18 protein-coding genes are annotated in these 17,447 nt (G+C 49.5%); 7 read left to right on the top strand and 11 right to left on the bottom strand.

Annotated features, from left to right (window positions below; all coding sequences use genetic code 11):
* Positions 1-4: 4 nt before the first annotated feature.
* On the bottom strand, positions 5-541 hold the full coding sequence (locus BLU47_RS11670; RefSeq protein WP_091962852.1) for a UpxY family transcription antiterminator: 537 nt from the start codon (positions 539-541) through the stop codon (positions 5-7).
* 165 nt (positions 542-706) lie between these two features.
* Positions 707-1,066, bottom strand: coding sequence for a hypothetical protein (locus tag BLU47_RS11665; RefSeq protein WP_091962850.1), 360 nt, complete (start codon positions 1,064-1,066; stop codon positions 707-709).
* 303 nt (positions 1,067-1,369) lie between these two features.
* On the opposite strand from BLU47_RS11665, the gene BLU47_RS11660 reads away from it, so the two are divergent.
* Both BLU47_RS11660 and aroC read left to right on the top strand, forming a co-directional pair.
* On the top strand, positions 1,370-1,933 hold the full coding sequence (locus BLU47_RS11660; RefSeq protein WP_091962847.1) for an FKBP-type peptidyl-prolyl cis-trans isomerase: 564 nt from the start codon (positions 1,370-1,372) through the stop codon (positions 1,931-1,933).
* 13 nt (positions 1,934-1,946) lie between these two features.
* The gene (gene aroC, locus BLU47_RS11655; protein ID WP_091962845.1) at positions 1,947-3,038 is read left to right on the top strand and encodes a chorismate synthase; all 1,092 of its coding nucleotides are present in this window, start codon (positions 1,947-1,949) and stop codon (positions 3,036-3,038) included.
* A 168-nt stretch (positions 3,039-3,206) separates the two neighbouring features.
* On the opposite strand, the gene BLU47_RS11650 is transcribed toward aroC, so the two are convergent.
* Together BLU47_RS11650 and BLU47_RS11645 are read right to left on the bottom strand one after the other, a co-directional pair.
* Positions 3,207-4,112 (bottom strand): dihydroorotate dehydrogenase, encoded by a 906-nt coding sequence (locus BLU47_RS11650; protein ID WP_091962842.1) that lies wholly within the window; start codon positions 4,110-4,112, stop codon positions 3,207-3,209.
* The gene (locus BLU47_RS11645; protein WP_091962839.1) at positions 4,100-4,888 is read right to left on the bottom strand and encodes a dihydroorotate dehydrogenase electron transfer subunit; all 789 of its coding nucleotides are present in this window, start codon (positions 4,886-4,888) and stop codon (positions 4,100-4,102) included. Before BLU47_RS11645 ends, BLU47_RS11650 begins: the two co-directional genes overlap by 13 nt.
* Positions 4,889-4,974: 86 nt before the next feature.
* Here BLU47_RS11645 and BLU47_RS11640 point away from each other — a divergent pair, with 86 nt between their 5' ends.
* The gene (locus tag BLU47_RS11640) at positions 4,975-5,268 is read left to right on the top strand and encodes a hypothetical protein (RefSeq protein WP_091962836.1); all 294 of its coding nucleotides are present in this window, start codon (positions 4,975-4,977) and stop codon (positions 5,266-5,268) included.
* Between the two features lie 5 nt (positions 5,269-5,273).
* Here the strand turns inward: BLU47_RS11640 and BLU47_RS11635 are convergent, their stop codons facing one another.
* Positions 5,274-5,762: a helix-turn-helix domain-containing protein gene (locus tag BLU47_RS11635; RefSeq protein WP_091962833.1), complete on the bottom strand. Its 489-nt coding sequence runs from the start codon at positions 5,760-5,762 to the stop codon at positions 5,274-5,276.
* A gap of 765 nt (positions 5,763-6,527) precedes the next feature.
* Complete coding sequence (gene holA / locus BLU47_RS11630; protein WP_091962831.1) at positions 6,528-7,553, bottom strand: DNA polymerase III subunit delta; 1,026 nt, start codon at positions 7,551-7,553, stop codon at positions 6,528-6,530.
* Between the two features lie 64 nt (positions 7,554-7,617).
* Between holA and BLU47_RS11625 the strand changes: the two genes are divergently transcribed.
* Positions 7,618-8,067: a type I restriction enzyme HsdR N-terminal domain-containing protein gene (locus BLU47_RS11625; RefSeq protein ID WP_091962828.1), complete on the top strand. Its 450-nt coding sequence runs from the start codon at positions 7,618-7,620 to the stop codon at positions 8,065-8,067.
* Positions 8,068-8,075: 8 nt separating this feature from the next.
* Here the strand turns inward: BLU47_RS11625 and BLU47_RS11620 are convergent, their stop codons facing one another.
* The 5 genes from BLU47_RS11620 to BLU47_RS11600 form a co-directional block, all read right to left on the bottom strand.
* On the bottom strand, positions 8,076-8,924 hold the full coding sequence (locus BLU47_RS11620) for a zinc ribbon domain-containing protein (protein WP_091962825.1): 849 nt from the start codon (positions 8,922-8,924) through the stop codon (positions 8,076-8,078).
* A 3-nt stretch (positions 8,925-8,927) separates the two neighbouring features.
* Positions 8,928-9,707, bottom strand: a complete 780-nt coding sequence (locus BLU47_RS11615; RefSeq protein ID WP_091962820.1) for a Nif3-like dinuclear metal center hexameric protein — start codon at positions 9,705-9,707, stop codon at positions 8,928-8,930.
* A gap of 195 nt (positions 9,708-9,902) precedes the next feature.
* Positions 9,903-11,381 (bottom strand): amidophosphoribosyltransferase, encoded by a 1,479-nt coding sequence (locus BLU47_RS11610; protein WP_091962817.1) that lies wholly within the window; start codon positions 11,379-11,381, stop codon positions 9,903-9,905.
* 116 nt (positions 11,382-11,497) lie between these two features.
* Positions 11,498-12,478 (bottom strand): DNA/RNA non-specific endonuclease, encoded by a 981-nt coding sequence (locus tag BLU47_RS11605; protein ID WP_255402177.1) that lies wholly within the window; start codon positions 12,476-12,478, stop codon positions 11,498-11,500.
* Entirely contained in the window at positions 12,475-12,969 is a 495-nt protein-coding gene (locus tag BLU47_RS11600) for an ATP-binding cassette domain-containing protein (RefSeq protein WP_091962814.1), read from the bottom strand. Before BLU47_RS11600 ends, BLU47_RS11605 begins: the two co-directional genes overlap by 4 nt.
* A gap of 95 nt (positions 12,970-13,064) precedes the next feature.
* Here BLU47_RS11600 and BLU47_RS11595 point away from each other — a divergent pair, with 95 nt between their 5' ends.
* The 3 genes from BLU47_RS11595 to BLU47_RS11585 are packed head-to-tail and all read left to right on the top strand — an operon-like array spanning position 13,065 to position 17,271.
* A complete protein-coding gene (locus BLU47_RS11595) occupies positions 13,065-14,099 on the top strand; it encodes an agmatine deiminase family protein (RefSeq protein ID WP_091962812.1) in 1,035 nt (344 codons plus the stop codon).
* 20 nt (positions 14,100-14,119) lie between these two features.
* Positions 14,120-14,992, top strand: coding sequence for a carbon-nitrogen hydrolase (locus BLU47_RS11590; RefSeq protein WP_091962810.1), 873 nt, complete (start codon positions 14,120-14,122; stop codon positions 14,990-14,992).
* 35 nt (positions 14,993-15,027) lie between these two features.
* A complete protein-coding gene (locus BLU47_RS11585; RefSeq protein WP_091962807.1) occupies positions 15,028-17,271 on the top strand; it encodes a glutamine synthetase III family protein in 2,244 nt (747 codons plus the stop codon).
* Positions 17,272-17,447: the final 176 nt, after the last annotated feature.

Genomic DNA, 17,447 nt, shown 5'->3' with positions numbered 1-17,447 from the left:
TTTTTTATTTGTCTAACACCTTACAATACCAGCGGGAGATGCGCAGCATGACGCTGACGCCACCAACGGTCTTGACAAACCAGTATTTCTGGTTCTTCTTATGCAACTTGCCATGGAGACCGGTAAAGGGACCGTGGACAATCTCTACTTCCTTGCCGGGGAGCGCCTCAGCTTCCTCTGCATCGAGGAAATCGGAAGGTGTGCGAGCATAGTCAGGGTCGCAAAGGAGGCGGAACTCCACCATGTCGCTGTCGCGAATCTCTGTAATCCGCTGTTTGTCCTTGTCACACATCAAATGAACGGGGACACGGCACTCGGACAACTTGCTACGGAGCTGAACCGCGTCCATCGTCTTCTCTAGAAAGATGTAGTTATGGATGACGGGTACGAGCACCTTCTTTGGCTTCTCGCCTGCTGACATCACCTTCTCGTGATAGGTCATAGGTATGAAATGGGGAAGGCCATTCTGATGCAAGAATGTACTGACTTCCATCTCTTTCCGATTGAAGGTTCGGACCACCACCCATGTCTTAACTGCCATATTTGGGTGCAAAGATACAACATTTTTTTATAAAAACGTATTTTTTTTGGAAAAAAACGCTAACGTTAACCTTAACGCTAACGTTAACCTTAACTTATACAAAAAAAAGGCCATCGTTCTGGGGGGAACGATGGCGTTTAATAAGTTGTGTTAAATTTTGTCTGATTATTTCAAACCACGATTGTTCAGTGTTACGTTGAGCAGCATCACATACTTGCGGTACTGGTTCTCGTTCAGCATGTAGTTCATGTAGGCGAGGTCCTTGTTGATAGCCTTCTCGACCATCTTGGCACGTTCCTCCTTACCATACTGTGCGGCGAACATCATCTCTGCACTGAAAGTCTTGTGGATTTCAGCCACACCTTCAACCTGGTCCTTTGACAGACCGAGAGCCTGACTGAGCTTGTTCATATTTACGTTCATATCATAAGCTTCGGTACTGTTCAGAGCATTCAAATTCTCATTCTCTGCAAATGTCATAGTCATGCTAAGCATTGCTACAATTGTAAGAATCATTCTTTTCATTTTTGTTACCCTTTCTTAATCTTTTAATTATACCTAAATTGTTATCCTTTAGTCAACCCTTTTACCTTGATTGACGATGCAAAGGTAAGGCAAAAATCCATACGCTCCAAACTTTTTAGCAAATTGTTTGCGCACACAGTCCGAATTCTTGACCTTCATCAAAGAATGTCGGGAAACATTGACGTAGGTCAATCTAAAGGGGATTACACCTTATTATATAAAAGAAAAAACGGGATTCCTTTGGTTTTTCGCCCGTAAAATATTACTTTTGCACACGAATCAAAGAAACAGTAAGAGAAATCAATGGAAAATAAGAACAAAATGATTTCCGTGGCTTACAGCTTGTACACGGAAGGCGAGAACGGAAAAGAATTGGTAGAACAGACGCAGGAAGGACAGCCGTTCCAGTTTATCACCGGCTTTGGCATCACACTCGACGCCTTTGAACAGCAGGTGGCTAACCTGGAGCAGGGACAGGACTTCAGCTTTGCACTGGAGAAAGAGGAAGCCTATGGCGAGTACGTGAAAGAACGCGTATTGGACCTGGAGCGCGAGATGTTCTGCGTAGACGGACGCTTCGACCACGAGCACATCTATGCAGATGCCATCATCCCCCTACAGAACGAAGAGGGCAAACGATTCTACGGCCATGTACTGGAAGTTGGCGAAGACAAGGTAAAGGTGGACTTGAACCACCCGCTGGCTGGAGAGAAGCTGATTTTCGAAGGGAAAGTTCTGGAGAGTCGCGATGCCACCAACGAAGAAATACAGCACCTGATCAAGCACATGACAGGCGGATGCAGCGGTTGTGGCGGACACTGCGGTGACTGCGGAGGCGACTGCAGCGAGGGCTGCGGCTGCAATTAGTTAAGGTTAATTCATGAACACGATAGGAAATATATTCAGACTGACGACATTTGGCGAGAGCCATGGAGAGGCGATTGGTGGTGTCGTAGACGGGATGCCCGCAGGAATCCCTATTGACATGGCGTTTATCCAACAGGAGCTGAACAGACGACGTCCAGGACAGAGTGCCATCACAACGGCCCGCCAAGAGGCTGACCAGGTAGAACTGCTGAGCGGTGTGTTCGAGGGAAAGTCAACGGGATGTCCCATTGGTTTCATCGTCAGGAACACCAACCAGCACTCGAATGACTATGACAACATGCGCGAGGTGTATCGTCCGTCGCATGCAGACTATACGTACAACACCAAATACGGCATACGCGATCACCGGGGCGGTGGACGCTCGTCGGCACGTATCACCATCAGCCGTTGTGTGGCTGGTGCACTGGCTAAGCTGGCGCTGAAGGAAATCGGCGTTCACATCACCGCCTATACCTCACAAGTGGGCGAGATAGCCCTTGACCGCGACTACCACCTGTATGACCTGACGAAGACGGAGAACAACGCAGTGAGATGTCCGGACGAGGAGAAAGCCGCTGAGATGATGCACCTCATAGAACAGGTAAAGGCCGAGGGCGACACCATCGGAGGCGTCATCACCTGTGTGATAACAGGCTGTCCCGTGGGACTTGGCGAGCCTGAGTTCGGCAAACTACATGCCCAGCTGGGCGCTGCCATGCTCAGCATCAATGCTGTCAAGGGATTTGAATATGGTGAGGGATTTGCCGGCGTCACCCATCGGGGTTCAGAACAGAATGACGTATTTGTCAACAATAGCAGCCCCGACGGGAACAAGCCCATCGGGACAAAGACCAACCATAGCGGGGGAATACAGGGAGGTATCTCCAACGGACAAGACATCTACTGTCGGATAGCTTTCAAACCAGTGGCCACCCTACTCCGCGAACAGGACACGGTAGACATCCACGGAGAGAAGACGACGCTGACAGCCAAAGGACGTCACGACCCATGTGTATTGCCTCGAGCCGTTCCCATCGTGGAAGCCATGGCTGCAATAACCATTTTAGACGCTTTTTTGTCAGATAAAACGAAGAAAATGGGGTAAAACCGCATTAAAATGCAAAAAAATCATAAAAAGCCTTGCAGTTTAAAAGATTTGTACTAACTTTGCAAGTGGCTATCTAGGGTTTGTGAAAATCCGGATTGCTTTTAGTTAAGTCTAGTTTAGTTTTTGTGTTGGTTGAGGGTGGTCGATTGACCACCCTCAAATTGTTCATAGACATCCAACGATTTCTTGAACATTCTTGCACCCATGGGCATCCAACCACTGGTTGATACCATCGCGAACCTTGATGGTGATAGCCGGATCGAGGAAGTTAGCCGTTCCTATCTCTATGGCTGTCGCACCAGCCATCAGGAACTCGATGGCATCGGTAGCACTGGAGATGCCTCCCAGTCCCACAACAGGAATCTTTACCGCCTTGGCCACCTGCCACACCATACGGAGGGCGACGGGCTTTACACAAGGACCGCTCAAGCCACCGGTATTGATGCTGAGCAAAGGCTTGCGATGCTCGATATCAATAGCCATGCCCATCAGGGTATTGATAAGCGAAACGCTGTCTGCTCCCTGTGCCTCACAGGCCCGTGCGATATCTGCGATATTGGTGACATTGGGCGACAACTTGACAATCAGCGTCTTGTGATAACGCTCACGGACGGCCCTCACCACACTCTCTGCACCGGCACAGGTGACACCAAAGGCCATGCCACCGTCCTTCACGTTGGGACATGAGATATTCAGCTCGATAGCCGGAATGTTCTCCAAGGCATCTATTCGAGCCGCACACTCCGCATAATCCTCGGGAGAAGAACCACTGACATTGACAATCATATTGGTATCGATATCCTTAATCTGGGGATAGATATGCTCACAGAAATAGTCGACACCCTTGTTCTGAAGGCCCACACAATTGAGCATGCCCTGGGCTGTCTCTGCCATACGGGGATAATCATTGCCCTCACGGGGATGCAACGTGGTACCCTTGACAATGATGCCACCCAAGCCGTCAAGGGGGATGAAATCAGCAAACTCCAACCCGTAGCCAAAGGTGCCAGAGGCTGTCATTACGGGATTCTTCAGGGATAACTGCCCTATATTGACACTTAAATCTGCCATAACAATCGTTTTACATTAAACACCGGACCTTCTTTGCAGACACATACGTTGGTGGGGAGCGCGTCTTCCGTTTTAACCTTTTCCACACAACACAAACAGGCACCCAGTCCACACGCCATCATATTCTCCAATGAGGCCTCACACGTAATGTCCTTCGACAGGGCATAGCGGGCAACAGCCATCATCATGGGCTTTGGACCACAGGTGCAGATGCGGTCGAAAGACTCCTGGAGCACTGAATGATTGGTGACAAAGCCCTGCTCACCCATTGATCCGTCCTCAGTCGTCACACACACGCGTCCGTACTTATTAAATAGGTCAAGTTCCAACAGGTCTGCTGCCGTACGACCACCTAACAGGAACGTGGGCTGTATCCCACGACGCTGCATCTCTGCACCCATATAGAGCATCGGAGCCATTCCTACGCCTCCGCCAACGAGAAGGACGCGTTCGTCAGCACTGGCAGGCATGGTAAACGTATTGCCCAACGGCAGCACACAGTTGAGCGTATCGCCCACCTGAAGGCGCCCCAGCTGACGCGTACCATCGCCAATCATCGCCACCATCAGCCAGAGCTCGTTCTGCTCACGGTCGACATAGTTGATGGAGATAGGACGGCGCAGGAAGGTTGTCGGAGAACCATCTACCCGTACTTCTACAAACTGTCCCGGCTGCATCGGGGGGAGCGGCTGACTGTCTGTCAGTCGTAACAGCACATGTTTTGGACTGAGCAGTTCGACCTGTCGAACCGTCAGATCAAGCACATATTTCTTCATAGTCTTTCGTTTCACGGTTCAAAGGTACAAAAAAAACGGGAAAAAAATTGGAAGTTTAGAAAAAAAACACTATCTTTGCGAAATCAATGGAAATAATTCTGATATATACCATATATTGCATCATCTTCTGTATGATGCTTCACATACTTAAAAACACTGCACTGCTTCCCCAAAAAGCGGAAGTAGGAGTAGTGATGAAAGGATGTGTTTACAACAACAGCACACTGACCGCTGTTGATGAGAAATTCCCCTATCTATTTAAAAGTCAGCATCTTACCTGCCAGCACACGCGAGCAGGAGATCTGCCGACACCTTACTTAAAACGCCTGACACAAGGGCTGCATCAGGCGTTAGGCATCGGAGACAGTCTTCGATGGTAGGATGACTATTGCTTCTTGGCGGGCACAAAAGTCTCGAAAGTCTGGTCATCGTAATACACGCGAATCTCAACAACGCGACGCGGCTCTTTCTCCAACATTTTCAATTCTTCGCGCGTTAATTCCAAGTGTGTATTTCGTACACCTTGTTGCATATTAACCCCAGGAGACACATTTTGATGCAAATTTGACGAAACAGCACTAGGCGTATCAAAGTTTAACATCAGATCCTGAACACCGCCAGAGGTCTCCATATTCTCTTCAGACGGTTCTGTAGGGTGGGATATATACATCTCACCAGTACCATAGAGTAACCATTCTATAGAAATGTCAGGAATTTTCTTTTTAATCGAATCAACGATATTCAGGGTAGGACGGGTCCTACCATTGAATATACTACTCAGCGTTGCAGGAGCTTGTTGTAAGAAGTCAGCGAACACCTGCTGGGTCATATGCTGATCTTCCATGATGAGTTTAATACGGTCTTTTGTATCCATTGTAGTCGAAATAGGGCAAAAAATGCCATTTTTGATTGATTTTACAAAGGTAAAGCATTTATTTGAATCCTGCAAGAAATCTGAAGAAAATTTTCATTTTTAAATGTTAGATTTATATTTCAATATTCCAAATTCTAAATTAAGAAAGTGCAAATTTTAGGTTTGTTATTACGAACTTGAATTTACAAGCACAAATCATTACAAAGTATTTCTTAGAGCAAAAATACATAACTTATTGGGTTTTAATGATGTATTCCCCATATATAGGGTGTTTGGCTGGCAATATGCATCTTTAGAAAGGTAAAGAAGATGTATTCTTGATGCGTTATTTTCATTAATGTGCATATCTTACTGATTTTTAGCAATATATTGCGTTATTTGCGTTCTAAATATCTATGAATATGCAAATATTAAGGCGTTGATTTTGATTTGTATTTATATATTTAATTCCTTAAATTCATCTTTGCAAACACAAATATCTGTTTGTTTTACTGCCAATCCGATTTATATTTCCTTAATTTTAGTTTTCTAAATTCGTAAAATCGAACTGTAAAATTTATTAAATCCGAATTTTAACATTTCGTAACCGTCGATTTTTGAGATTTTGGGCAAATTCTGGGCCGTTGGAGGGAAAAAGAAAAATACGCAAAATATGAAGGGGAATAATCAGGGTGAATCCCTTTTACCATCGGGGTTTGAGCCCAAAATTTCTTGTACGGTAAAATTTTGATTCTAGAAAAAAAGAGGCGACCGAAGTGCCTCTTTTTAGTGAAATGTAAAGAAAATTAACTCCTTCATCAACTCCCCTGGCGGGGTATTGGGATTGTCAAGTCCTTTACTTTTCGCGTCAATTTCTCTTATTTTGGAAATAATCTGCATCACTTTCATTCCGGAGTAATTTTGCATTCCTGTGAGATAGTCACGTGCTCCCCAGGGAGATTTCATGTCGAGCCATTTTGCCAAAGCCTCCTGACTCCCCTTTTGCGGACAGTAGAAAGCCAACATCAGATTTTGGAAATAGTTAAAAACCATCGGAAGCAATGCATAAAGTCCACCAGCCTTCGGATTCTCATCGAAATACTTGATAATACGGTTGGCTTTCTCGATATTGCGATTTACGATAGCGTCACGCAATTCAAAGGCGTTATAATCCTTGCTCACTCCTATCTGGTCCTCCACCACCTGGGGAGTTACTCGCCTATCCTGCTCTGGCAAACTCAGCAAAACCTTGTCTAATTCGCCCGTAAGACGACTCAAATCGGCTCCTATGGCCTCTGCTATCATCTGTGTCGACTTCGTGTCAATCGAGGCTTCCTGCGCCTTTAAATAGCGTTCTATGAAGCCCGGAAGGTCACGTTCGCGGAGTTTTTTGCTCTCAAACAGGATGCCTGCTTGCTGAATAGCCTTCACATATTCCCGTTTCCGTCCGTCTATCGTCCCGTTTTTATGGCACAACACCAGGATAGTGCTGGGCATGGGCGCCTTCATATACTTCTCCAGCGCCTCTACGTTCTTGACGTTCTGAGCCTCTTTTACGATCAGCACCTGGTATTCCGACATCATGGGATAACGCTTGGCTGCGTCCACGATTTGCGAAGCATTCACGTCCGATCCGAAGAGTACGGTCTGATCAAAATCCCGTCCTTCCGGTTGCAGCACGTTTTCAGCTATCCAGTCGCTTATCTTGTCGATATAATAAGGTTCTTCACCCATCAAGTAGTAGACGGGGCGAAACTTGCGCTGTTGCAAGTCGTGCATCACGCTTTCATATGTTATTGCTGTTTCAGGCATAATCGTTGCAAAATTACGAATTAATTATGAAATATCCCAATAATTTCGTAATTTTGTCCCCGAAATGAACGAATTAAACTTACCATCATACGACGTCAAATTACGCGGCACGCAGGAAAAACCAGAGATTTTCGACTTTCTACGCAAGCGCTATGTGGCACTGACCCCTGAGGAATGGGTACGCCAGCATTTCACGCACTGGCTGGTAGAGGGAAAGGGGTATCCCAAGGGATTGCTGGGCAATGAGATTGAACTGCGCATCAGCGACAAGAAGCTGCGTTGCGACTCGATTCTTTACCATCAGGACACCACGCCCCGTATGATTATCGAATACAAGGCTCCTACGATAAAAATCAAGCAACAGGTGTTCGACCAGATATCAGTCTACAACCTGTTGCTTCATGTGGATTATCTCGTGGTCAGCAATGGTCTTCAGCATTTCTGCTGCAAGATGGACTACGAGCGGCATGCTTACGAATTCATGCCTGTCATTCCCGACTTTTCCAGCCTTTAATCGGCTTTTTATGCCTCCGTTTCAGGCACTTCGTCGTCAGTCTTCTTCACTGTCTTGCGGATGGCACGCTTACGTGTCTTCTTCTCCTCTACTACGGGCTTTTCAATCTTGACACCAGCCAGTTCAGGATCAATCATGATACGGCCACAATATTCGCAGACGATGATTTTCTTGTGCATCTTGATATCCAACTGACGCTGGGGCGGAATCTTGTTAAAGCAACCACCACAGGCATCGCGCTGTACATAGACGATGCCCAGACCGTTACGGGCATTTTTGCGGATGCGCTTGAAGGAAGTCAGCAGACGAGGCTCAATCTTCACCTCGAGTTCCTTGACCTTCTGCTTCAGTTTCTCCTCCTCGGTGCGAGTCTCCTCCATAATCTCGTCGAGCTCACTCTTCTTGACTTCAAGAGCCTGGCGACGGTCGTCAATAATCTCCTGATTCTGAGCCAGTTCACCTTTCTTCTCCTCAATCTTGAAGGTAGCCTCCTTGATCTTCTTGTTGCAGAGCTCGATTTCCAAAGACTGGAACTCGATTTCCTTTGACAGCGTATCGTATTCACGGTTGTTCTTGACCTCGTCCAACTGAGTCTTGTAGCGCTCCACACTAGCCTTGGCGGTTTCAATCTCGCCTTTTTTCTGGGAAACGGCACGTTCGTACTCGTTGATGTCGGCCTGAATCTTCTCAACACGAGTGGTCAGTCCCTCGATTTCATCTTCCAGGTCCTGTACTTCCAGAGGCAGCTCGCCTCGCAATGCACGCTTCTCATCGATTGCTGAGAGCGTAGCCTGCAGTTGATAAAGGGTCTTCAGACGCTCTTCAACTGGCATTTCTGTAGGGTCTTTCTTTGCCATAATCTAAATGTATAATATTGGATTTGTATTCGTTTCTGCTATTTCCGTGCGCACACCTGGACACTCCCGCTGTATGATGTCGCGGAACACCTCTGAGGTGTATTGCTCGCTCTGGTAGTGACCGATGACACATATCTGTAATTTCTGCTCGTAGTCAAAGTACTGGTGATAGTGCATCTCTCCGGTTATGAAGGCATCAGCCTCTTTGGCAAGGGCATCCGGCAACAGGAAATCGCCTGCTCCTCCACAAACAGCCACCTTACGAATGGGGCGTCGCAGCAGTTCATTACACTGGGCACACTCCACACCAAAGCATTTCTTCACCATCAGGATAAAGTCGTCGGCAGCCATTGGCTCTGGCAACATGCCTATCACGCCACTGCCAGCTTCCGGAGAGGCGAGCGGAGCGAGAAAAGCCACTTCCTGGAGCCCCATTTTATCAGCAATCTTCCAGTTGACACCATTCTTGGCATTATCCATATTGGTGTGCATGGAAATGATGACGATATCGTTCTTGATAGCCTTGATGACGCAGCGCTGCACATAGTCTGTGCCACAGACCTGTTTCAGTCCACGGAACAGCAGGGGATGGTGGCTCACAATGAGATTACATCCCTTTGCAATGGCTTCGTCAATGATGGATTCGTTGACGTCCAGACACAATAATGCCCCTGAAACCTCCGCCTCTGTTAGTCCTACTTGCAGGCCAGCATTATCCCAGCTTTCCTGTAAGGGCAGGGGCGCGAACTGTTCAAGGGCGCTCAGCACTTGTCGTATTTTCACGCTTACATATTGAAATTAGGCTGCAAAGATACGAAAAAAGCACGAATTATGAGAATCCGTGCCTTTATTTTTTTGTTTTTTTAATTTTTGATGTTTCACATCGAGCCTGCTCACGCTCGGCAAAACCCAAGCAAGCTTGGTTCTGCTCTCGCTTAAACGCAGCCTTCAATTCTTCAATTCTTCAATTCTTCAATTCTACGTAAACCACTCTTCACCATGTCGTGCGTGACAGTATGAACTGCCGTCGAAGCAGTGCGTACATACCCCTTCTTTGGGCAATCCTATCGACTTGACAAGGTCCTCGATGCTGGCAAACTTAACACTAGTCAGTCCCAACCGACGCGCTATCTCGTTGACCATCCGCTGATACTCAGGCGAATCTGTCTTGGCATACTTATCCAGATTCTTCTTGTCATCACCTTCGAAGTCCTTGATGATACGCCGTGTAATCAGTTCCATATCGCTCTTCGACGAGGTGAATCCGATAAACGGACAGCCATAGACCAAGGGCGGACAGGAGATGCGCACATGTACCTCCTTGGCACCGTTTTCAAAGAAAGTGCGCACGTTGTCACGCAACTGGGTACCACGAACAATGGAGTCGTCGCAGAAGACGATGCGCTGATCTTTCAGAATGGCGGGGTTGGGGATGAGTTTCATCTTAGCCACCAGGTCGCGACGATTCTGGTTTCCTGGGGTAAACGAGCGAGGCCATGTGGGTGTGTATTTCAGTACGGCACGCTTATAAGGCACCTTTTTGCCCTCGGAATAGCCCAGCGCCATACCGACGCCTGAGTCAGGGATGCCGCACACGAGGTCGGCCTCTATCCCGGTATCCTTCTCACCCATCAGTCTGCCGTTTCGCTCACGCACAAATTCCGTGTTAATGCCTTGATAGTCACTGGCAGGGAAGCCGTAGTAAACCCACAAGAACGAGCATATCTGACAACGTGTGAAGGGTTTCTGCATCACTTCGATACCATCGGCACGCAGTCGAACAATCTCGCCTGGTCCCAGGTCACGAACAATCTTATAGTCGAGGTTCGGGAAACTCGTTGTCTCACTGGACACGGCGTATGCCTGCAAGAATTCGTCCGTTCCGATGGGTGACAGGCGGTGCAACTGCTTTTGTCCGATAACAATCGGTGTGCGCCCCAGGAAGTCGCGTGCTGCGATGATGCCGTCTTCCGTCAGGATGAGCATGGAGCACGATCCCTCAATCTTTTGGTACACCAGGTTGATGCCCTCCACAAACGTATCTCCCATATTGATCAGCAGTGCCACCAGTTCCGTCTGGTTGATATTGTTTGCCGACATCTCGCTGAGGTGCATTCGCTGCTGCATCAGTTCGTCGGCAATCTCCCGCAGGTTGTTGATCTTAGCCACAGTCACGACGGCATAGCGGCCCAGATGCGAGTTGACGATAATGGGTTGAGGGTCGGTGTCGCTAATGACGCCCAGTCCCTGATGCCCCTTGAACTGGTCCAGTTCATCCTCGAAGCGGGAGCGGAAATAGTTGCGTTCCAACGAGTGGATAGAGCGGTGGAATCCGCTTTCCTTGTCGAAAGTAACCAATCCGGCGCGTTTTGTACCTAAGTGCGAGTTGTAGTCGGTCCCGTAAAACAAGTCGTTTACGCAGTCCTGCTTTGAGATTGTGCCAAAGAAGCCACCCATAATGTTCTTTTACCTTAAATTAATAACGGTTTATACGTTTTCGGCTTGCAAAGTTACAAAAAAAATCGAGAAACCTCCAAAAGTGCTCCCGATTTTTTCTAAAATATTATTGTTTCTTACCATGCGTCAAAGCGAGCCGACTGCTCCACCCTACTTTCCACAGCGTCAGGCAGATGGTGGAAGAAGTCCAATCCTGTCAGTCGCTCCACCTCGTCAACCGTACACACAGCCTGTCGCATTGGCTGTCGCTCGTCATTGTTCTCATAGACGAAGCCTATGGCTGTCGTGTCGCGACCAGCCCTGAGCACCACTTTATAGAAAGCCTCAGGCACGGTGATGCGGTTTTTTCGCTTGCCTATCGTTTTGTGCTTGTCGCCTCTAAGCACGGGTCCACAGACAATGTATATCCGTCCGTATTTCTTTGCCCAGTTCCTGCAACGCTGTTCCAGATCATTCCAGTCGTTGGTGTTCAACTGGTGACTTTGCGGACAGATATTGGTCATGAGGAACGACTGTTCCTGAGCCAGTTGGTTCCATTTATTGTCACCCGACGGGCACATGTGTCCTCTGTCGTAGCCCGACTGCACATAGTCTTGTGTTGTGACAGGCACGCCTTTCACGTCGTAGTCGGCATGGAAGGCAACCCCCTTGCGTTTGAAGGTTCCTGTGACGTGGTCACCCACCAGATACCAGGATACAGCCAGAGGGATGCGCATTGTCTCAGAATACCAGCATTTATAGGCATAGCGGCGCAGGAAGGTGGTTTCCTCGTTCACCCGCACCATCGTCAAGTCGTTGGTCTTGGAGGTCTTCTTGGGTGTGTCGGCCTTGGTGAACAGTGCCACCAACAGTCCCAGCACTACCAGTATCAGCCACAGTCGCCATTGTGCACTCAAGGGTTTCAGCGCCCTTTCCAACGCGTGGTTGACAAAAGGTCTCAACGATTCACGCCTTGAGGCCCCGTTTCCCAAGAGGTATTCTCGCAGCGAGTCGTGTTCTTCCAGGTCTCGCCGATAAGTTCTCATGCCTCGTTTCCATGCTAAGTAGCCTTTCCATATCACGACGGCAATGACCAATATGACATAAGCGGTTATCATAGTACGACTTGGTTTTTCTGGATTCGTGGATTGACAGCCACCACGGTCTTTCCACGCTGTGCAGCTTCCTGCAGCAGCTGGTCGACAGTAGCCTGCGTCTCTGTTGTCAGCATATCCTCTGGTTCGTCAACTATCAGCATCTGCTTGTCTGTCGCAATCGCCTTGTTGAGCAACAACAGGTACCGCTCGTCAGCCGTCAGGTCGTCCCATCGCTCCAGTCCGGCACCATGATATCCCTTCGGCATCGACAGGTGTTGTGGCACGTAAGCCATCTGTTTGCGGAAGTAGAACCCTGACTGTGGTGTCATCAGCTCACCGTCGATGCTGATAAACCCATCGTCAACGGGAATCAGTCCGAGAATGGCGCGTAGCAACAACGACTTTCCCGAGCCTTTCGAGCCCGTAATGGTAACCAGTTGTCCCTCGCCTACTGACATCGAGAGCGAGCGAATCTGCTGGCCTATCGTCACATGAAGCAGTTCTAATAACATAATTTTGGTGCAAAGGTAGCGCAAACCGAATGAAAAACCAAATATAGAAAGTGAAAAATTTGGTTTTTAACTCACGATTTCGTAATTTTGCAGCCATGAAACGAAACAAGAGGCGGATGATGGCTGAATGGGAGCCTCAGCGTGGTGTGCAGCTGACATGGCCGCACAAGGATACCGATTGGGCCCCTATCTTGCCGGAGATTACGGCTGTCTATGAAGAGATGGCTCGCGAAATCAGCAAGCGCGAGGCATTGTTGATTGTTGCCTCCGAAAAGTTCACCTCTCACCTCTCACCTCTCACCTCTTACCTCTTAACATTTACCTCCAACGACACGTGGGCTCGCGATCACGGCTTCATCACCGTTGAAGAGACATCTGACCTCAGACCTCAGACCTCAGACCTCATCCTCCTCGACTTCAAGTTCAACGGATGGGGTGAGAAATTCCCTGCGGAACGGGACAATCAGATTAACAAACAGCTCTTTGACAAAGGACTGGTGAAGGGTGTTTACGAAGACCATCTGGACTTTGTACTCGAAGGTGGAAGTATCGAGAGCGACGGCAAAGGCACTGTTTTCACTACCGCCTGCTGTCTGTTGGCTCCTCATCGCAACCAACCGCTCACAGCACAACAGATAGAGGACCGTCTGAAGGAATACCTGGGTGCCGAGCGCATCGTATGGCTTCATCACGGCAGTCTCATTGGCGACGACACCGACGGACACATCGACACCCTGGTGCGCATCTGTCCCGACGACACCTTATTATATACAGGAGGCGATGAGGACCATCCTGACCTCGCACGCATGGAAGAAGAACTGCAGGCACTACGGACGATGGAAGGAAAACCGTATAGGTTGTTAAAACTACCATTACCGAGACCCATCTACGATACGACAGCCATCAGCCATCAGCCATCAGCCATCAATCGCTTGCCTGCAACCTACGCCAACTACCTGGTCATCAACGGTGCTGTACTGGTGCCTACCTACAACCAGCCAGACCTTGACCAAGAGGCGATGCACGTCATCCAGCAGGCTTTCCCCGACAGGGAGATTGTTGGCATTGACTGTCGGGCTGTCATCAAGCAACACGGCAGTCTGCACTGTTGCACCATGCAGTATTATTGAGAGGTGAGAAATAAGACGATATGAAGATAGGACTGATACAACAACACAACACCGGCAACATGGCTGACAACCGCCAACGGCTGGGAGAGAAAATCAAGAAACTGGCTCACGAGGGTGCCGAGCTCATCGTGCTGCAGGAGTTGCACAACGGACTGTATTTCTGTCAGACAGAAGACGTCAACGTGTTCGACCAGGCTGAGTCCATTCCTGGTCCTTCGACTGAGTTCTATGGCAATCTCGCCAAGGAACTGGGTGTCGTCATCGTCACCTCGCTGTTCGAGCGTCGTGCCCCAGGACTGTATCACAACACGGCTGTCGTGATGGAGAAAGACGGAACCATTGCGGGTATGTACCGTAAGATGCACATCCCTGACGACCCTGGTTACTACGAGAAGTTCTATTTCACCCCTGGCGACTTAGGCTTCCAACCCATCGACACCAGCGTAGGCCGATTAGGTGTACTCGTTTGTTGGGACCAGTGGTATCCAGAGGCTGCCCGTCTGATGGCGCTTCAGGGTGCCGAGATGCTGATCTACCCTACTGCCATTGGTTACGATCCAAACGACACGTCCGAGGAACAGCAACGCCAGCGCACGGCTTGGCAGACCGTTCAGCGTGGACATGCCGTTGCCAACGGACTTCCCGTCGTCACCGTCAATCGTGTGGGTGAGGAGGATGGTGTCCCGTTCTGGGGAACCTCCTTTGTAGCCGGTCCACAGGGAGAGCTGCTCTACGAAGCCCCAACCAGTCAGGAAGTGGAAACCATCGTCGATGTCGATATGCAGCGCTCTGAACAGGTGCGCCGCTGGTGGCCTTTCCTGCGCGACCGTCGCATTGATGCCTATAACGACATTCTCCGTCGCTTCATCGATGAAGGCAAAATCGTCAAATAGTCAAATAGTAAATCGTCAAATAGTAAATAGTCATCATGTCTAACAATTTAAGATTTCAGGTAGTAGAAGAGGCTTTCAAGAAGAGAGCCCTTGAAGTGAAGGCACCCCAGGAGCGCCCCTCAGAGTTTTTCGGCAAGTACGTCTTCACCAAACAGAAGATGTATAAATACCTGCCCAAGGACATCTACGACAAGATGGTCGACGTCATGGAGAACGGAGCCCGTCTGGACCGTTCCATAGCTGATGCGGTGGCTGCAGGCATGAAACAGTGGGCAATGGAAATGGGTGTCACCCACTATACGCACTGGTTCCAGCCGCTCACTGAGGGCACTGCCGAGAAGCACGACGCCTTCGTCGAACACGACGGCAAGGGTGGTATGATAGAGAAATTCTCGGGCAAGCTGCTCGTTCAGCAGGAACCCGATGCTTCCTCGTTCCCCAACGGTGGCATCCGTAACACCTTCGAGGCTCGCGGCTACAGTGCCTGGGATCCCACGTCGCCCGTGTTCATCATCGACGACACCTTGTGTATTCCCACCATCTTCATCGCCTATACCGGCGAGGCTTTGGACTATAAGGCTCCCCTGCTCCGTTCGCTGCATGCCGTAGGAAAGGCCGCCAAGGATGTCTGCCAGTATTTCTACAATGACGTCAACAAGGTACAGGTCAACCTGGGTTGGGAACAGGAGTATTTCCTCGTCGACGAAGGGCTCTACTCTGCCCGTCCCGACCTGCTCATGACTGGTCGCACCCTGATGGGTCACGAGAGTGCCAAGAACCAGCAGATGGACGACCACTATTTCGGCACTATCCCCGACCGTGTACAGGCCTTCATGAAGGATTTGGAGATACAGGCCCTCGAGTTAGCCATTCCTGTGAAGACGCGTCACAACGAGGTTGCTCCCAACCAGTTTGAGCTGGCTCCTATCTTCGAGGAGTGCAACCTGGCTGTCGACCATAACATGCTGCTCATGTCGCTGATGAAGAAGGTGGCACGCAAGCACGGATTCCGCGTGCTGTTGCACGAAAAGCCCTTCGACGGCATCAACGGCTCAGGCAAGCACAACAACTGGAGCCTGTCAACCGATACAGGAGTGCTGCTGCACGCCCCAGGCAAGACGGAAGGTCTGAAGGCTGAAGAGGCTGCCAACGAGACGCTGCGCTTCGTCACCTTCATCGTGGAGACACTCATGGCGGTCTATCGCCACAACGGTCTGCTGAAGGCTTCTATCATGTCTGCCACCAATGCCCACCGTCTGGGTGGCAACGAGGCTCCTCCCGCCATCATCTCGTCATTCCTGGGCACCCAGCTCACCGAGTTGCTCGACAAGATTGAGCGTGGTGAGACGTCGGTGGTCAAGGGCAAGAAGAACATGCAGATTGACATCCCGCAGATTCCCGACCTCATCATCGACAATACCGACCGCAACCGCACGTCACCCTTTGCCTTCACGGGCAATCGCTTCGAGTTCCGTGCACCAGGTTCCAGCGTCAACTGCGCCTCAGCCATGATAGCCCTGAATGCCGCAATGGCTGAAGCACTCACCTCGTTCAAGGAGCGTGTCGACAAGAAGATTGCCGAATTCTCAGGACGTCCTGAATACAAGGCAGGCACAGGTCACACGGCTAAGTTCCACGCCCTTGTAGAAGTGCTCCGCCAGGATATCACGACCTGCAAGCCCGTCCGCTTCGATGGCAACGGCTACTCCGAGGCATGGGTGAAAGAGGCTGCCAAGCGCGGTCTCGACGTCGAGAAGTCGTGTCCCGTCATCTTCGAGCATTACCTCGACGATTCCTCCGTCCAGATGTTCGAGAGCACCAAGGTCATGAACCGCAAGGAGCTGGAGGCCCGCAACGAGGTGAAATGGGAGATGTACGTCAAGACCGTACAGATCGAGGCCCGTGTACTCGGCGACCTCGCCATGAACCATATCATCCCCGTCTGCACGCACTATCAGTCCAAGCTCATCAAGAACGTACAGGGCATGAAGGAAGTGTTCAGTGCTGACAAGGCCGACCGCCTGTCCTCCCGTAACATGAAGCTCATCGAGGAAATTGCAGAGCGTACCGAGCGGATTGAGCAGCTGGTTGAAGACCTCACCGAGGCTCGTCGTGTTGCCAACCGCGTGGAGAACATCCACCAGCGCGCCATTCAGTACCACGACACCGTCTGTCCCAAGATGGAAGACATCCGCACGGAGATTGACAAGCTCGAACTGATTGTCGAAGACGGCCTCTGGACCTTACCCAAATACCGCGAACTACTGTTCATCAGATAAGACAAAGAATCGGAGCTCACTCAAGGCTCCGATTTTTCTTTGAACAAATGTTAATTCAAAGACAAACTACTTAATTTCCTTTAATAACTAAACAATTTAGTTACAACGAACTAAAATTTTTCGTTTCTTTGCAGCAGGTAATTGATAATGACGCTATTTTGAACTAGAAAACCAAA

This window comes from Prevotella sp. tc2-28 (genome assembly GCF_900107705.1).
In the GTDB taxonomy this organism is placed as follows: domain Bacteria; phylum Bacteroidota; class Bacteroidia; order Bacteroidales; family Bacteroidaceae; genus Prevotella.
The sequence above is the reverse complement of the archived record's forward strand: the minus strand, read 5'-3'. Positions and strand labels throughout refer to the sequence as shown.

Excerpts from the sequence above, each read along its gene's own strand:
- BLU47_RS11600 (WP_091962814.1), bottom strand. The coding sequence starts at position 12,969 with ATGTTATTAGAACTGCTTCATGTGACGATAGGCCAGCAGATTCGCTCG.
- BLU47_RS11640 (WP_091962836.1), top strand. The coding sequence starts at position 4,975 with ATGGAAATAATTCTGATATATACCATATATTGCATCATCTTCTGTATG.
- BLU47_RS11620 (WP_091962825.1), bottom strand. The coding sequence starts at position 8,924 with ATGGCAAAGAAAGACCCTACAGAAATGCCAGTTGAAGAGCGTCTGAAG.
- BLU47_RS11625 (WP_091962828.1), top strand. The coding sequence starts at position 7,618 with ATGAACGAATTAAACTTACCATCATACGACGTCAAATTACGCGGCACG.
- BLU47_RS11635 (WP_091962833.1), bottom strand. The coding sequence starts at position 5,762 with ATGGATACAAAAGACCGTATTAAACTCATCATGGAAGATCAGCATATG.
- BLU47_RS11650 (WP_091962842.1), bottom strand. The coding sequence starts at position 4,112 with ATGGCAGATTTAAGTGTCAATATAGGGCAGTTATCCCTGAAGAATCCC.
- BLU47_RS11590 (WP_091962810.1), top strand. The coding sequence starts at position 14,120 with ATGAAGATAGGACTGATACAACAACACAACACCGGCAACATGGCTGAC.
- BLU47_RS11605 (WP_255402177.1), bottom strand. The coding sequence starts at position 12,478 with ATGATAACCGCTTATGTCATATTGGTCATTGCCGTCGTGATATGGAAA.
- holA (WP_091962831.1), bottom strand. The coding sequence starts at position 7,553 with ATGCCTGAAACAGCAATAACATATGAAAGCGTGATGCACGACTTGCAA.
- BLU47_RS11660 (WP_091962847.1), top strand. The coding sequence starts at position 1,370 with ATGGAAAATAAGAACAAAATGATTTCCGTGGCTTACAGCTTGTACACG.
- BLU47_RS11645 (WP_091962839.1), bottom strand. The coding sequence starts at position 4,888 with ATGAAGAAATATGTGCTTGATCTGACGGTTCGACAGGTCGAACTGCTC.
- BLU47_RS11610 (WP_091962817.1), bottom strand. The coding sequence starts at position 11,381 with ATGGGTGGCTTCTTTGGCACAATCTCAAAGCAGGACTGCGTAAACGAC.
- BLU47_RS11595 (WP_091962812.1), top strand. The coding sequence starts at position 13,065 with ATGAAACGAAACAAGAGGCGGATGATGGCTGAATGGGAGCCTCAGCGT.
- aroC (WP_091962845.1), top strand. The coding sequence starts at position 1,947 with ATGAACACGATAGGAAATATATTCAGACTGACGACATTTGGCGAGAGC.
- BLU47_RS11585 (WP_091962807.1), top strand. The coding sequence starts at position 15,028 with ATGTCTAACAATTTAAGATTTCAGGTAGTAGAAGAGGCTTTCAAGAAG.
- BLU47_RS11665 (WP_091962850.1), bottom strand. The coding sequence starts at position 1,066 with ATGAAAAGAATGATTCTTACAATTGTAGCAATGCTTAGCATGACTATG.
- BLU47_RS11670 (WP_091962852.1), bottom strand. The coding sequence starts at position 541 with ATGGCAGTTAAGACATGGGTGGTGGTCCGAACCTTCAATCGGAAAGAG.